At 34.3% G+C, this 14,009-nt stretch carries 16 protein-coding genes; 10 read left to right on the top strand and 6 right to left on the bottom strand.

Going from position 1 to position 14,009, the window contains the following annotated elements; genetic code table 11:
- Positions 1-30 precede the first annotated feature (30 nt).
- From OB_RS11755 to OB_RS11720, 9 genes are all read left to right on the top strand, one after another.
- Complete coding sequence (locus tag OB_RS11755; protein WP_011066679.1) at positions 31-975, top strand: phosphoglycerate dehydrogenase; 945 nt, start codon at positions 31-33, stop codon at positions 973-975.
- A 404-nt stretch (positions 976-1,379) separates the two neighbouring features.
- A complete protein-coding gene (locus OB_RS18490; protein ID WP_011066678.1) occupies positions 1,380-1,538 on the top strand; it encodes a hypothetical protein in 159 nt (52 codons plus the stop codon).
- Between the two features lie 17 nt (positions 1,539-1,555).
- The gene (locus OB_RS11750; protein WP_011066677.1) at positions 1,556-1,813 is read left to right on the top strand and encodes a transcriptional regulator SplA domain-containing protein; all 258 of its coding nucleotides are present in this window, start codon (positions 1,556-1,558) and stop codon (positions 1,811-1,813) included.
- Entirely contained in the window at positions 1,806-2,834 is a 1,029-nt protein-coding gene (splB, locus tag OB_RS11745) for a spore photoproduct lyase (RefSeq protein WP_011066676.1), read from the top strand. Before OB_RS11750 ends, splB begins: the two co-directional genes overlap by 8 nt.
- A 126-nt stretch (positions 2,835-2,960) precedes the next feature.
- A complete protein-coding gene (locus OB_RS11740) occupies positions 2,961-3,248 on the top strand; it encodes a DUF378 domain-containing protein (RefSeq protein WP_011066675.1) in 288 nt (95 codons plus the stop codon).
- Positions 3,249-3,424: 176 nt separating this feature from the next.
- The gene (locus tag OB_RS11735) at positions 3,425-4,603 is read left to right on the top strand and encodes an aminotransferase class I/II-fold pyridoxal phosphate-dependent enzyme (protein WP_011066674.1); all 1,179 of its coding nucleotides are present in this window, start codon (positions 3,425-3,427) and stop codon (positions 4,601-4,603) included.
- Position 4,604: 1 nt separating this feature from the next.
- Positions 4,605-6,275 carry a thiamine pyrophosphate-binding protein gene (locus OB_RS11730; protein WP_011066673.1) on the top strand — a complete coding sequence of 557 codons (1,671 nt, stop codon included), beginning with the start codon at positions 4,605-4,607 and terminating at the stop codon, positions 6,273-6,275.
- Positions 6,276-6,470: 195 nt separating this feature from the next.
- Entirely contained in the window at positions 6,471-7,895 is a 1,425-nt protein-coding gene (locus tag OB_RS11725; protein ID WP_011066672.1) for a carbon starvation CstA family protein, read from the top strand.
- A gap of 100 nt (positions 7,896-7,995) precedes the next feature.
- The gene (locus OB_RS11720; protein ID WP_011066671.1) at positions 7,996-8,442 is read left to right on the top strand and encodes a hypothetical protein; all 447 of its coding nucleotides are present in this window, start codon (positions 7,996-7,998) and stop codon (positions 8,440-8,442) included.
- A gap of 255 nt (positions 8,443-8,697) precedes the next feature.
- On the opposite strand, the gene OB_RS11715 is transcribed toward OB_RS11720, so the two are convergent.
- From OB_RS11715 to OB_RS11690, 6 genes are all read right to left on the bottom strand, one after another.
- Positions 8,698-9,108 (bottom strand): thiol-disulfide oxidoreductase DCC family protein, encoded by a 411-nt coding sequence (locus OB_RS11715; protein ID WP_011066670.1) that lies wholly within the window; start codon positions 9,106-9,108, stop codon positions 8,698-8,700.
- Positions 9,109-9,193: 85 nt separating this feature from the next.
- The gene (locus OB_RS11710) at positions 9,194-9,637 is read right to left on the bottom strand and encodes a DinB family protein (RefSeq protein ID WP_231846944.1); all 444 of its coding nucleotides are present in this window, start codon (positions 9,635-9,637) and stop codon (positions 9,194-9,196) included.
- Positions 9,638-9,835: 198 nt separating this feature from the next.
- A complete protein-coding gene (locus tag OB_RS11705; RefSeq protein WP_011066668.1) occupies positions 9,836-10,141 on the bottom strand; it encodes a PTS sugar transporter subunit IIB in 306 nt (101 codons plus the stop codon).
- Position 10,142: 1 nt separating this feature from the next.
- Complete coding sequence (locus OB_RS11700; protein WP_011066667.1) at positions 10,143-10,478, bottom strand: PTS lactose/cellobiose transporter subunit IIA; 336 nt, start codon at positions 10,476-10,478, stop codon at positions 10,143-10,145.
- Positions 10,478-11,770, bottom strand: coding sequence for a PTS sugar transporter subunit IIC (locus tag OB_RS11695; protein WP_011066666.1), 1,293 nt, complete (start codon positions 11,768-11,770; stop codon positions 10,478-10,480). The genes OB_RS11700 and OB_RS11695 overlap by 1 nt, the downstream gene beginning before the upstream one ends.
- Positions 11,771-11,782: 12 nt before the next feature.
- Positions 11,783-13,093, bottom strand: a complete 1,311-nt coding sequence (locus OB_RS11690) for a 6-phospho-beta-glucosidase (protein WP_011066665.1) — start codon at positions 13,091-13,093, stop codon at positions 11,783-11,785.
- Positions 13,094-13,280: 187 nt separating this feature from the next.
- On the opposite strand from OB_RS11690, the gene OB_RS11685 reads away from it, so the two are divergent.
- Entirely contained in the window at positions 13,281-14,009 is a 729-nt protein-coding gene (locus OB_RS11685) for a GntR family transcriptional regulator (RefSeq protein ID WP_011066664.1), read from the top strand.

The following is a 14,009-nucleotide window of genomic DNA, read 5'->3' as shown; positions in this document are numbered from 1 at the left end:
CCCTTTATTTATTACAGAAAGGAAATCAACATGAACATATTATTGATGGTGCGAACTCCATTTATTGAAGCGGTTCCAGACTTTGTAGAAAATTTAAATCGATTAGGTAATGTTACTATTTTAGATACGGATAATGGTATCGAGAAAGAGAAACTAAAGCAGGCAGTAAGAGAAGTAGAGGTTATTATAACAGCTGTTGTTCAAATTGATAAAGAAATAATTGATGCAGCTCCAAATTTAAAATATATTATGAAGTTTGGAGCTGGTTACGATAATATTGATTTTAAGTATGCTAGAGAGAAAGGTATTCCAGTTACAAATACTCCTGGTCAGAATGCAGATGCTGTTGCAGATCTTGCAATTGGATTAATGCTAGCCACTGCACGTAATATTCCTGCAAAGAATGAGGAATTACGGAATGGGAATTGGGAATTATCTATGGGAATTGAAATATTTCAAAAGAAATTAGGAATTATCGGATTTGGTGCAATTGGCCAAGCCATTGCACAGAGGGCGACAGGATTTCAAATGGAAGTCTTAGCTTATGGTACTTTCCAGGATCAAACGATAGCCGATCGTTTAAATGTAGAATTTGTAGACCTTAATAAACTCTTGAATGAAAGTGATATTGTAGTTGTTTCTACAACACTTCGCAAAGATAATTATCAGTTAATTAACGCAAAAACACTAAATGAAATAAAAAAAGATGCCTTGTTTATAAATGTCTCAAGAGGAGCATTAGTAGATGAAGATGCTTTGTATGAAGCTCTTACAAACGGCAAGATTAAAGGTGCTGGCTTAGATGTATTTGTAGAAGAACCATCCCATCATCCTTTGTTAACATTACCGAATACAACGGTAACCCCCCATATTGGCGCTGCTACAAATGAAGCAATAAAACGTACAGGAAGTGTTGCTTTAGAAAATGTACAACGTTTGAAAAATGACCTTCCTTTGTTGTATGTGGTTAATTAATAGTAACTGAACAATTTAAGTAGAATGAATAAAAACCGAACTATAAATCAGCTAATGCTGCCTTTATAGTTCGGTTATTTTGGTTTATTTCGCATGGGCAATGATTTCCTGATTTAAAGGAGTTAAGATTACCCCATGGATCATTCGAATAATTAGTGGAGGATAACGAAACACTGGATGAAGTTTCTTTTTATCTGGGTGGTCTGTTCTGTTTATATTTATGATCATCTTTCATTTCATTTAATTCTTCTTTTGACTTATTTTTTTTCTTTTTTCCTTTAGCCATCTTAAATCCCCTCCTTTATTTTTTATTTTTTGCTATTTCATTCGACTGTATTCATATTCATAATTTTGACGTTTCTGGTAAAGATATTGACAAGTCAATGATTGAAAGGAAGAAATGTATGTCTGAAGAAAACAAAAATCGTGAAAAAGATAAAGGTAAACAAAGAAACGTACGAAAGTATGATACATCACCAAAACAAGATGTAGAAATTGCAGAAGAAACCGAATTTCTTAACGTTAATGGCAAGAGAAATAAACGTTTTCGTCCTAATGGATAAGTATAAGAGAGGAGAAAATGTATATGAATCATCCTTTTTTCCCTGGTGATATCGTTTATATGATTATAAGAAATCCCCATGCTCAGGACGTTGCGCAAGTACAACAAGCTGCCGTAGTGCAGCATCCTGATAATCCATTAGAACTTGCGTTATTTGTCCATGAGTCGTATTACCCGCTTACAGATGAATATGCAATATTTACTTCAGAAGAAGCAGCAGAGAATGCTTTTAGAGAAGCATTTTTATCTGATGATGAGGGACAATTTTATGGTTAGACCCTTTGTCCCTCAATTAATATATGTAGAACCAAAAGCAATGGAGTATAGCTTGGGTAAATCACTAGTAACGAAGTTTGAAAATATGGGAATTGAAATTAGAGAAACAACTTCTCATAATCAAATTCGAAATTTGCCAGGAGACAATGATTTTCAAAAGTATCGTAACGCAAAATCTACTTTAGTTATCGGTGTAAGAAAAACGTTGAAGTTTGATACATCAAAACCTTCTGCTGAATATGCAATTCCTTTTGCTACTGGTTGCATGGGACATTGTCATTATTGTTATTTACAAACAACTATGGGGAGTAAGCCCTATATTCGTACGTATGTAAATATTGATGAAATTTTTGATGCTGCAGAAGGGTATATGCAAGAAAGAGCTCCATTGGATACAAGATTTGAAGCATCATGTACTTCCGATATTGTAGGTGTTGATCATCTTACGCATACGTTAAAACATGCCATCGAGTATTTTGGGAAAAGCGAACACGGTAAACTTCGATTTGTTACAAAGTTTGCACATGTAGATCATTTACTTGATGCGGATCATAAAGGGAGAACAAGATTTCGTTTTAGTATTAATAATAACCATATTATTAAATACTTTGAGCCTGGTACGTCTCGATTAAATGAAAGGATAGAAGCTGCTGTTAAGGTTGCTGAAGCGGGATATCCTTTAGGTTTTATTATTGCTCCTATCTACTTGCATGATGGTTGGAAAGAAGGGTATAAAGAAATGTTTGAAAAACTCGATGAAGCTCTTCCACCATTTGCAAGGAAAGATTTAACCTTTGAAATGATTCAACATCGATTCACAAAGCCTGCAAAACGTGTAATCGAGAAAAATTATCCGATGACTAAATTGGAGTTAGATGAATCAAAAAGAAAAACCAAATGGGGCAGATATGGTATTTATAAATATGTGTACCAAGATCAAGAACAACAGGATATAAAAAACACATTGGGTGGTTGGATAAACGACTATTTCCCAGCTAGCACTATCGAGTATTTCACGTAATGGCTCGTACTTGCCACACCTCCTTAAATTTTCTTATATTGGTATGCTCTTTTTCAAGAGGATAATCGTTAAGAAGTATGAAATTATAAAAACAACAAATGCTATGTATAAGGAGGTGATTGTAAGATGAGAACATTGCATGCGATCGCTCTAACCTTATTAGTAATTGGAGGAATCAACTGGGGATTAATTGGATTTTTTCAGTTTGACTTAGTTGCTGCGATCTTTGGTGGTCAAGCTTCAGTAATATCGCGAATTATTTATGGTCTAGTTGGTATTAGTGCTGTTTATTATGTTGCGACATTATTTGCTGGAGAAGAAGTAGAAGAAGATACTGTAAATACTGGCAGAGTAAACTACGGAACAGAATTTGCAGAGGAAAATAATATAGATGATGATTTAGAAGATCGATAAGAAGACGACTCAAGGGTGGATTATTTGCCCTTGGGTCTCATTATTGCATAATAATTCTGAAAAATGATAGATATTTTACCTTTCACATGCTACACTGTGAGTAATTATAAACAAGGCATAGGTTATTGCGTAATGAACATATACTTTAGAAGTAACTATTACTCTGGAGGGATCATATGCAGTCATTATATAAATCGAATATAGTTCGAAATATGCCACCTTACTTATTTGCTCATATTCAAAAGAAAAAGCAAAAACTAATGGAACAGGGAAGCGATGTTATCGACCTAGGTATCGGAGCACCTGATTTACCTCCCCCCTCGTACATAATTGAGGAATTATCTAAACATATAAAAAATAGACATCTACATCGTTATTCTCCATATCAAGGTATTCCCGAATTAAGGCAAGCTGTAGCTACTTTTTATCAAGAAAAATACAATGTAACACTGGACCCCGAAGAAGAAATTCTCATTTTGATTGGTAGCAAAGAAGGACTCGTTCATTTAATACAGTCCGTTATTAATCCAGGAGATAAAGTGATTTTGCCAGATCCAGGATATCCGGTCTATAAAATGGGTGTTCATATGACTCAAGGAAGAGCTGTTTATTTACCGTTAGATAAAAATAAGGAATATAAACCGAATTGGAAAATGTTAAGTGAGCAAGATAAAGAAGAAGCAAAGCTGTTATTTTTGAATTACCCCAATAATCCAACAGGTGCGACAGCTCAAAAGGAAACTTTTGTGAAAGCTGTACAAATTGCGAATAAATATAATATCTGTATTGCACATGATGCTGCCTATGATCATGTAACATTTTCTGACTATAAATCTCCTAGCCTATTACAAGTAGATGGAGCTAAAAAGGTAGGGGTAGAATTAGGATCATTATCAAAAAATTTCAATATGACTGGTTGGAGAATTGGATATATTGTAGGAAATTCAAGTGTCATTCAAGCGTTAGCAACATTAAAAAGTAATATAGATACCAGCCAATTTATACCCGTTCAAATTGCTGCAATAAAAGCTTTAGAGCAAAGTGAAGATGAGATTCGAACAATTCATCACACAATGGAAAAACGTATGTTAAAAACTTGGAAACTATTAAAGAATGCTGGCTTTGAAGTTAAGAAAACCAAAGGGACAATTTTTTTATGGGTGAAAGTTCCAAAGGGATATACCTCAAGCTCATTTACTGAACAAGTTTTGGATCAAGCACATGTGATTGTAACCCCTGGTTCAGCATTTGGCGAACAAGGTGAAGGATTCTTTAGAATTGCATTAACAGTACCAGAAGAAAGGTTGATTGAAGCAGTTCAACGTATTGATTCTTGGTTGAATGGAGGAAAGTGATTTGAATCAAAATGGAATTGATTTAAATGCGGCAGAAGCTATTGTAAAAGGATTACGAAGAGAAGAAGTAAAGCATATTTTTTGTGTTCCGGGTGAAAGTTATCTTCCTGTATTAAACGCACTTTATGATGAGCAAGATATACAAGTCATTTCAGGTCGTCATGAAGGTGGTATTGCATTTATGGCAGAAGGATATGCAAAAGCTACAAAAAAACCGGGAATTGTTATGGCAACAAGAGGAGTGGGAGCAAGTAACCTATCCATTGGTGTACATACCGCTCATCAAGACTCTACTCCAATGGTTGTACTGTTAGGGCAAGTAAGTACAAAGTTTAGAGGGAGAGAAGGCTTTCAAGAAGTGGATTTAGAAAGTTTCTTTCGTCCAATATCTAAATGGGCGGTAGAAATAACCGATGTACTGCGCATACCTGAAATACTAGCTAAAGCTTTTCGAGTTGCAAAAACCGGTAGACCAGGACCAGTAGTAATCTCTCTACCGGAAGATATCCTTTACGAACAAGGAGAATTTACTTTTAGAGCACCTGTGAGTATTCCACGTCCGGCACCATCGATAAAAGAAATATCCATGTTTCAGCATTTTTTACAAATTGCAAAAAAACCATTGATTATCGCTGGAGGAGGTATTCGGTTTTCTGGTGCTGAAGATGCGCTTCTTGAATTTGCCGAATCATTTCAAATACCTGTGATGACAGCCTTTCGGAGGCATGATGTATTTCCAAACAATAATGATTTATATCTCGGACATTTAGGATTAGGTATTACATCCGAAATACGTGAAGCTGTAGATGAAGCAGATGTTATCTTTGCATTTGGTACAAGATTATCGGAAATTACGACACAGGATTATTCGATTATTACAGATGAAAAACGACTTGTCCATATTGATATATCTTTTGAAACGATAGGAAATATATATTCACCAGATTTAGGCATTGTCGCAGATATCAAAGAAGCTTTATTGGCATTAAAGACGATTAATATTGACGAGGTAAAGGGTTCAGGAGACTTTATTTGGAAAGAATGGGCAGAGAATAGATACACTAAACAAAAAGAATCGATAAAACAATTATATCAAAAACAGGATATTCAAAGTAAAATAATAGGTTATTTACAACAACAGTTAAACCATGAATTTATTATTACAAATGATGCGGGTAATTTTGCAGGTTGGCTACATACGTATTTCCAGTTTAACCATAAAAACTCTTATATTGGACCGACATCAGGAGCAATGGGGTATGGAGTACCTTCTGCAATTGGAGCTGCTATAGCAAGTCCACATAAAACGGTAATAGCATTATCTGGAGATGGCGGATTCATGATGACTGCACAAGAGTTAGAAACAGCAGTAAGATATAAGGTTGGTATGTTAAGTCTTGTTTTTAATAACCAGATGTATGGAACAATTCGAATGCATCAAGAAATACATTATCCAAAAAAAGTAATAGCAACAGACTTAGGAAATATTTCATTTAAATCGTATATTCAAAGTCTTGGAGGTAAAGGGTATCAAGTTACCAGCTTTCAAGAATTTGAACATGTCTATCCTATAGCACTCGAACATGCAAAACATGCACCTGTTGTCATTGAAATACTTACAGATCGCGAACAAATTAGTGTAAGTAAAAAAATAAATGACTTTCATACCTAAATTAGAATATGAAGTTGCTACAGGTATTAGCAATATTTGGTAATCAAGAATACAGTCCTTGTTATTCTTGATTTTTTTATGGTTATAATTTCGAATATACATTTAATTAGCGAAAATATATTGATATTTATCGTTTTATAGATATAATAGTGTTATGGAAGCGATTACACTAGATGAGAAGTATGGGGGATATACATGATAACACTATTTACAGCGATTATTTTATTAATTATTGCATATTTTACGTATGGAAAATTTATAGAAAAGTTATTTGGACCGTCAGATAAGAGACAAACTCCAGCAGTATCACAGAATGATGGAGTAGATTACCTTCCAATGCATAAACAAAAAAATGCTTTAATTCAATTATTAAATATTGCCGGTACAGGACCAATATTCGGACCTATTATGGGGGCTTTATTTGGACCAGTTGCTTTTTTATGGATTGTCATTGGATCAATTTTCGCAGGAGCGGTGCATGACTATTTAACTGGTATGATTTCTATACGAAATCGTGGTGCACACATCCCGCAACTTGCAGGAAAGTTTTTAGGAAGCTTTTCAAGGCATATTGTTAATGCTTTTTCTCTTCTTTTATTAATCTTAGTTGGAACCGTTTTCTTAACTACTCCAGCTTCATTGATTGATATTTTACTAGATGGACAAGTTGCATTTATATATATATTAGCAGCTATTTTACTCTATTACTTTCTATCAACGATCTTACCAATTGATAAAATTATTGGTAGAATTTATCCCTTTTTTGGAGCAATCTTATTAATAGGAACAGTGTTAATTGGTGTAGCTCTAGTATTCTCGGATTATAAAATACCGGAACTGACAATTCAAAATATGCATCCTGATAACTTACCAATTTTCCCTATATTATTCTTTACGATTACCTGTGGGGCTTTATCTGGATTCCATGCAACACAATCTCCAATTATATCCAGAACAACCCAAAAAGAATCACAGGGGAGATATATATTTTATGGAATGATGATTGCAGAAGGAATTATTGCAATGATTTGGGCAGCGGCAGCGATGAGTATTTTTGATGGCCAAACACTAAGTCAAGTTATTGCAGAAGGAACAGCTTCAGCAGCTGTTAGTGAAATTGCTATTACTTTACTAGGTGCTGTTGCGGGTACGATAGCGGTAATTGGTGTGATTATTTTACCTATTACTTCAGGGGACACGGCATTTCGTGCAGCAAGAACTATTATTGCGGACTATTTAAATATTAACCAAAAGAAAGTTGCTAATCGTCTCATGATTGCTATGCCATTATTCGTTATCGCCTACTTCTTAACTACGATTGATTTTAATGTGCTATGGAGATATTTCTCTTGGGCAAACCAAGCAACAGCAATGCTTGCATTATGGATTGCAACAATGTATCTCTATGTAAAAGGGAAAAACTTCTTCGTATCCATGGTACCAGCCATTTTTATGACATACATGGTTCTTGTATATATCCTTAATGCGAAGATTGGATTCCAATTAGATTTGAATATATCCTTTATAATTGGACTTGTATTAACAGTAATCTTAACCATATTATTCTTTATTAAAGCAAAAAGTAATAAAAAGAATAACCTTCAAGTAGACATGGAGTAATGAATGAAAAAGTCATAGAATTTTCTATGGCTTTTTTGCTTCTTTTTCGTATAGTTTGCCGTCTATTAAAGTAAGTAGATGTCGTTAAGGGGGAAAAATGATGAATCAACAAAGAAAAGAAATGTTTTATATCGATGCAGCTGCATTACAAAACTATTTAGATATAGAAGTAATGACCCATACGGAATTTGATTTTAATCGGGTGGAAAGACTATATGGAGTAGAGAATCATGAATTGGACTATGATTGGATTGAAAAGTTAGGTCTTGGGATAGTCCGAACAAACCATTTTAATGATTATTATATTTACAATGCTTCTTATGACAATTTAATGAATGAATCTACCCGTATAGGTTTATATTATCAATTAACACATCCAGAATACGATGACAAAGAATTAGATCGTTGGATTTTTGGTGATAAAGAGGGCATCGATTATCTTTTAGAGCTAGTAGGTGAGCATGGATTATTAGTTGTTAGTATGTTAAAAGAAATATACCAACAGAAGAAAGGGAATGTCATCATGTTCCCAAAACCCAAAAAATAATGTGAATCGAATGGTTTGCTTTTGAAACCCGATACAGAAATATACTATGCTTCCCGTGGGCGGCTGAAGAGGCTCCGGTTGCTTATGCATCAGGGCCTCAACTAGGCCTTCCTCTCACAGGACAAGGAAGACTCCGACAGCATTGCTTCGCAAGCAGAAAATCGATTTTTGATTTTCAAGGAGTCTCCGTATAATTCTTCGCTTATGCTAGCTTTCACCCCTCTTTTGAAAAAATTTTGTTATATCTCAATTCCTTTATTTTATATCTTCTACGGATTCGATAAATCTTTGTCTTTCGGCAGGGGTAGGGAGTTTACATTGTTGTTTTTTACCGAACCATTTAAATCGATTGCTGGAGAACCAATCATAAGTTTTGTCTCGAAAAGAGGATGGAACAATCGAAAGTGAATATAATAACTTCCATGGAAATGGTAAATTTCTACAAATATCTAGTACCGCATTTGATTTTATCTTGACATCATTATTTTCTTTTACAAGTACCATACTGTCTGTATTACGAGGGATGTTATATTTTTCTAGTAAATATTTACCTGCTTCGCTTTGTAGAGAGGCAAAAGAGAATACACCTTCTTGATCTCGTTTTAGAATAAACTGCACACTCGAATCACAAACATTACATTCACCATCAAAAAGGATTATATGCAAAGTAAGCCTCCTATAATTATACTATTTCATCAACATGAATTTATATTGGTTATATTCCTTCCCAAGTTATCCATTAAACAACCTATTATTTCACAAGTCGATAAATACGCTTAATGGTCTCCATATGAAGAGCTTCGTGATAAAAACTAAACAATAGTGTCTCAGAAAAAGTATCAAATTGCATTTTTGAACTATTGATAAAAGGTGTAGGCAACGCCTCGTCAAGATGATACGGTGCATAGTTGTCAATTCTATCAATTTGAAGGGTTAATTCTTTAGCTAACTCATTAAAGCTAGGTGGTGTCCCATTCCAATCATTCGGACTAGTACCAGGTTTAAAGTACTCGATAAAGGTTGTAGGGATTTGTAGTTTCTCATTCATAACTCCAAAAACAAGCTTTTCTTGAACTACTATTATATGTCCAAAATTCCATCTAATATTATTCTTGTACGTGTTGGGGATATGATCAGCTAAGTCTTCAGGAATTTTTTCTAGAGATTTTAAAGTGATTCCACGTACTCGTTTCATATGATTTGATATGTTTTCATACAATTTGATCGCCTCCATTTTATATAACTTCAATAATTTATCTATAAAATCCTCTTTTTTCTAGTAAATAATTTAGAACTTCTATGGCTAAATGTAAGAAGATTCCAGTTATCCAAAAGGACAACTGGAATCTTCTAAACTACAACTTGTTGTTATTACACTTAGAAACTAGTCTTATTAAGAATGTTTTAATTTTATCGCTTGTTCTAATACTTTATCTCCTTGAACCAAGCCGTAAGCCATCTGGTCAATGACGGCTACTTTAATCCCTTTTGGTTCAACAAATTCACGGATTTTATTCTCTAAATAACGAACTTGAGGGCCTATTAATACAACATCTAGATCTGTTAAATGATTTTTTAATTGTGATTCAGGAATAGCATCAATTTCTGCTTCTATTTCTTTCTCTGTTGCTGCAATTTCCATTTTTTTCACAAGCATGGACGTAGACATTCCGGCAGAGCATACGAGACGAATTTTCATGTTATCTCTCCTCCAATTTTTTTATTTGTTTTTGCATTGCAATCATTTCGATTGCTAAATCTTTAACTGTAAGAGCATTCATTAAATGATCTTGAGCATGGATAAGAATTATAGAAAAGTCAGGGCTGTTTCCATTAGCTTCATCCTGTAATAAGGAAGTTTGTATATGATGCGCTTCGGTAAATTCTTTATCAGCAGCCTCTAATTTTAATTCTGCTTCTTTAAATTCTCCTTTTCTAGCAAGCTGTAATGCTTCCATTGCTTCTGATCTGGCATTTCCAGCATGTAATATAATTTGAAATGAAAGCATTTGTAATTCTTCCTGTTGTGTGGCCATTATTTTTGCCCTCCGATCTTTTCTTTCATTGAACGAACACCAGCCATAATAAATGGAATATATAATAGTACGGCTATGGTTAAGTTAATGAGCTGTAATATGATTCCACGTACACTTCCTCCAGTGACAAGGTATCCACTTAAAATAGGTGGAGTCGTCCAAGGAAGTATGGCGACGGTTTTTGGTACAAGACCTAAAGACAAAGCAAAATAAGAAGTTATGGTTAAAGTAACAGGTACAAGAATAAAAGGTATTAAAAAGATTGGATTTAATACAATTGGCAAACCAAAAATTACTGGTTCATTAATATTAAACAACCCAGCTGGTGCTGATAACTTTGCTACCTCTCGATATGGATGGTTTTTTTCATGTCGGATAACAATAAATATGGCAATTAGCAAAGCAATTGTTGTTCCAGATCCACCCATAAAGACAAATGTATCTAAAAATGGTTTTGTTACTACATTTGGCACATCAAAAGCGGACATACCATTTTGGAATAAATCTGCATTACGTTCAATCAGCGGTAGATATACCGGTTCGATTACTGATCCAATAATATTGGTACCGTGAAGCCCAAAGAACCACAATAAATGATTTAAGAAGGCAACTACGATGGCTGCAGGTAAGGTATTCCCAAGTCCTTGTAGAGGCTCTTGTATTACATTGAATATGACTTCAAATATACTAATTCCAGAGAAAACACTAACTAATGCATGGAATAAGCCAACAAGGAAAAGAATAATAATTGCTGGTATTAAAGCAGAAAAGGATCTAGAAACACCTTCGGGGACACCTTCTGGCATCTTAATGGTAATATTCGACTTAATGAGAAAACGGAAGAATTCGGTTGCTAATATAGATAGAATAATAGCGACGAATAATCCTTGTGCTCCTAGCCAAGCAATATTCAATCCTCCATCGCCTGTCGTCGGAACGAGCATAATAAAAGCTGCAGCAGAAATTAGACCTGATGACAAACCGTCTATTTCATAGGACTTAGCTAAATTATATGCGATAGAAAATGATATGAGTAGTCCTAATACAGCGAAAGTACCATTCCATATGCTTCCTCCAACTACTTGCCATTTACCTTCACCAAATATACCATTTAGCATTTCTACTAGACTAAAATTCCCGAAGTTTGGGAAACTATTGATTAATACAGCTAAAGATCCAATAATAATTAAAGGCATAATAGCAACGAAACCATCACGTATGGCAACTAAATGTCTTTGTGAACCAATACGACCAGCTATTTCAATGAATTTCTGCATAAATTTGTTATTCATGCTTATTTCCTCCTATTGTTTAAATTGTGGTAGGTAAGCTTTGTGAGCTTCTAAAAGTTCATCAAGTAACACTTTTGCTTTTTTTTCGTCTTGAATTAATGGATTCATAACAAACGCATTGTAGGCATCTTGATAATTTCCCGATAAAGCAGCCTGAATAGTGAGGTCTTCCATTGCTTTCATATTTTGGATGATCCCTTTTACTGGGCTAGGAATCTTACCAATGGAAATCGGTTTTGGTCCATCTTTGGTTATCACACAATTAACTTCAATAACTGCATCAGCTGGTAAATCAGTAATCGTACCATTATTTTGTGTATTCACTGTTTGTACATCGTTCTTATTATTGTAGATGGAATCCATCAAACTACATGCAACTTTGCTATAGAACGCTCCACCTCTTTTTTCAAGTTCTTTTGGTTTCGTTTTTAAATTAGGTTGTTGATATAATTCGAATAGTGATTTTTCTAATTCTTGTACTACTTCCGCTCGAGTACCATTTTCTTGATATGATTGTAAATCTTTTTCAAGAACCGTCTCTGTTTGGAAATAATATTGATGATAAGGATTAGGTAGTAGTTTTGTTGATTGAATAAATGTTTCTGACCAATCTAACGGCATTATATTTGCAGGTGTATAATTGGTTTCCCTATGTATTAAACGATCAAATACTTCTTCCGTTCGGTCTTTGCCGGATACAAGCACCTTCTTTCCAAAAATAAAGTGGTTCAGTCCGATAAATTCAATTAGTACCTCTTCAGGTTTCACATCTAATAGTTCGGCAGTGGAATGCTGAGTATTAAAAGGGATATTACAAACACCTATGACTTTTTTATGATTAGAGTAATTTAATAATGCTTCTGTAACGATTCCTGCCGGGTTTGTGAAGTTTACAATCCATGCATCCGGGCAAATTTCTTGTACATCTTCTGCAATCTCCATCAATACTGGTATCGTTCGAAATGCTTTCATTATACCGCCTGCGCCATTTGTTTCCTGTCCAATGAAACCATGTTTTAGGGGGATTCGTTCATCTATTGAACGTGCTTGGAGGCCACCAACACGAATTTGAGTAGTAATAAAATCTGCATTGACTAATGCCTCTCTACGGTTCAATGTCCAAGAAAGGTTAATATTCGCATTCGCTTGATGAATCATCCGTTTCCCTAGATTTCCTATGGTTTCTAGTTTGTCTTTACCTGGTTCAATATCAACGAGAACAATCTCATTTACAGGAAAGGTATCCTGTCGTTGAATAATCCCTTCTAGAATTTCAGGAGTGTAACTTGAACCACCACCGATAATTACGAGTTTTAATGCCATTATTAAGTGCTCCTTTACCATTAATGTAATCGCTAACATTAAAAATGTTTCGATAACTTAAATAAAATGTATCATACAATTTTTTTATTGTCCATACAAATTTATAAAATTTGTTATAACACAATTTATTGTCAATTAGTTTTAAATCTTGTAAACTAAATAAAAACAGTGAAAAAGGAGTACGGTAATGGAGAAAAACCAATCTTTACATGCTTATATTAAGCAGGAGCTGTTACAACGAATTAAGACTAATCAATACAAAAAAGGAGAAAAAATCCCACCTGAGTTAGAACTTTGCAAAGATTTTAATGTAAGCCGTACTACTGTTCGCACAGCGTTAAATCAACTTACACTAGAAGGTTACTTAGTTCGACAGCAAGGAAGTGGAACATATGTAGCTGATGAGAAAGTGAAGCAGACATTAACGCAGACTGTTAAACGATATAGTGATCAGTTAGCTGTTCAGGGGAAAGTGTCAGATATTAATGTATTAGATATTTCTGTTATTGCTGCTGATGAAATGATAACTTCCAGTCTGAATGTAAATATAAAAGACCCAATACAGCGAATTGAACGAGTACGTAAAGCAAATGGTCAGCCAACGCAGTATGAAATTGCGTTTATTCCTTGGTCCATTGCATCAGGAATTACTTACACAGATGCGGAAACTTCTTTATATAAATCGCTTAAGGAAAAGTTTAATGTTTTTATAGCTAAAACTTATGAAAATATGGAAATAACTTTTGCAGATGATCAAATTTGTAAATATCTTGAATGTGAACCTGGGCTTCCATGTTTTTACATAGAAACAATTGCAGAAGATGAAGAAGGAAGGAAAATAGAATTTTCAAAGTCATTTTTCCGTGGTGATAAGACTAACTTTACGATAGAACGAACTTATCCAGAATCAAATTAA

This window comes from Oceanobacillus iheyensis HTE831, assembly GCF_000011245.1.
Classification (GTDB): Bacteria; Bacillota; Bacilli; order Bacillales; family Amphibacillaceae; genus Oceanobacillus; species Oceanobacillus iheyensis.
The sequence above is the reverse complement of the archived record's forward strand: the minus strand, read 5'-3'. Positions and strand labels throughout refer to the sequence as shown.

What these genes read in the sequence shown, in the direction of transcription:
- splB (WP_011066676.1), top strand. Translation starts at nt 1,806, where the DNA reads ATGGTTAGACCCTTTGTCCCTCAATTAATATATGTAGAACCAAAAGCA.
- OB_RS11755 (WP_011066679.1), top strand. Translation starts at nt 31, where the DNA reads ATGAACATATTATTGATGGTGCGAACTCCATTTATTGAAGCGGTTCCA.
- OB_RS11685 (WP_011066664.1), top strand. Translation starts at nt 13,281, where the DNA reads ATGGAGAAAAACCAATCTTTACATGCTTATATTAAGCAGGAGCTGTTA.
- OB_RS11720 (WP_011066671.1), top strand. Translation starts at nt 7,996, where the DNA reads ATGAATCAACAAAGAAAAGAAATGTTTTATATCGATGCAGCTGCATTA.
- OB_RS11750 (WP_011066677.1), top strand. Translation starts at nt 1,556, where the DNA reads ATGTATATGAATCATCCTTTTTTCCCTGGTGATATCGTTTATATGATT.
- OB_RS11705 (WP_011066668.1), bottom strand. Translation starts at nt 10,141, where the DNA reads ATGAAAATTCGTCTCGTATGCTCTGCCGGAATGTCTACGTCCATGCTT.
- OB_RS11710 (WP_231846944.1), bottom strand. Translation starts at nt 9,637, where the DNA reads ATGAAACGAGTACGTGGAATCACTTTAAAATCTCTAGAAAAAATTCCT.
- OB_RS11735 (WP_011066674.1), top strand. Translation starts at nt 3,425, where the DNA reads ATGCAGTCATTATATAAATCGAATATAGTTCGAAATATGCCACCTTAC.
- OB_RS11695 (WP_011066666.1), bottom strand. Translation starts at nt 11,770, where the DNA reads ATGAATAACAAATTTATGCAGAAATTCATTGAAATAGCTGGTCGTATT.
- OB_RS11690 (WP_011066665.1), bottom strand. Translation starts at nt 13,093, where the DNA reads ATGGCATTAAAACTCGTAATTATCGGTGGTGGTTCAAGTTACACTCCT.
- OB_RS18490 (WP_011066678.1), top strand. Translation starts at nt 1,380, where the DNA reads ATGTCTGAAGAAAACAAAAATCGTGAAAAAGATAAAGGTAAACAAAGA.
- OB_RS11725 (WP_011066672.1), top strand. Translation starts at nt 6,471, where the DNA reads ATGATAACACTATTTACAGCGATTATTTTATTAATTATTGCATATTTT.
- OB_RS11700 (WP_011066667.1), bottom strand. Translation starts at nt 10,478, where the DNA reads ATGGCCACACAACAGGAAGAATTACAAATGCTTTCATTTCAAATTATA.
- OB_RS11740 (WP_011066675.1), top strand. Translation starts at nt 2,961, where the DNA reads ATGAGAACATTGCATGCGATCGCTCTAACCTTATTAGTAATTGGAGGA.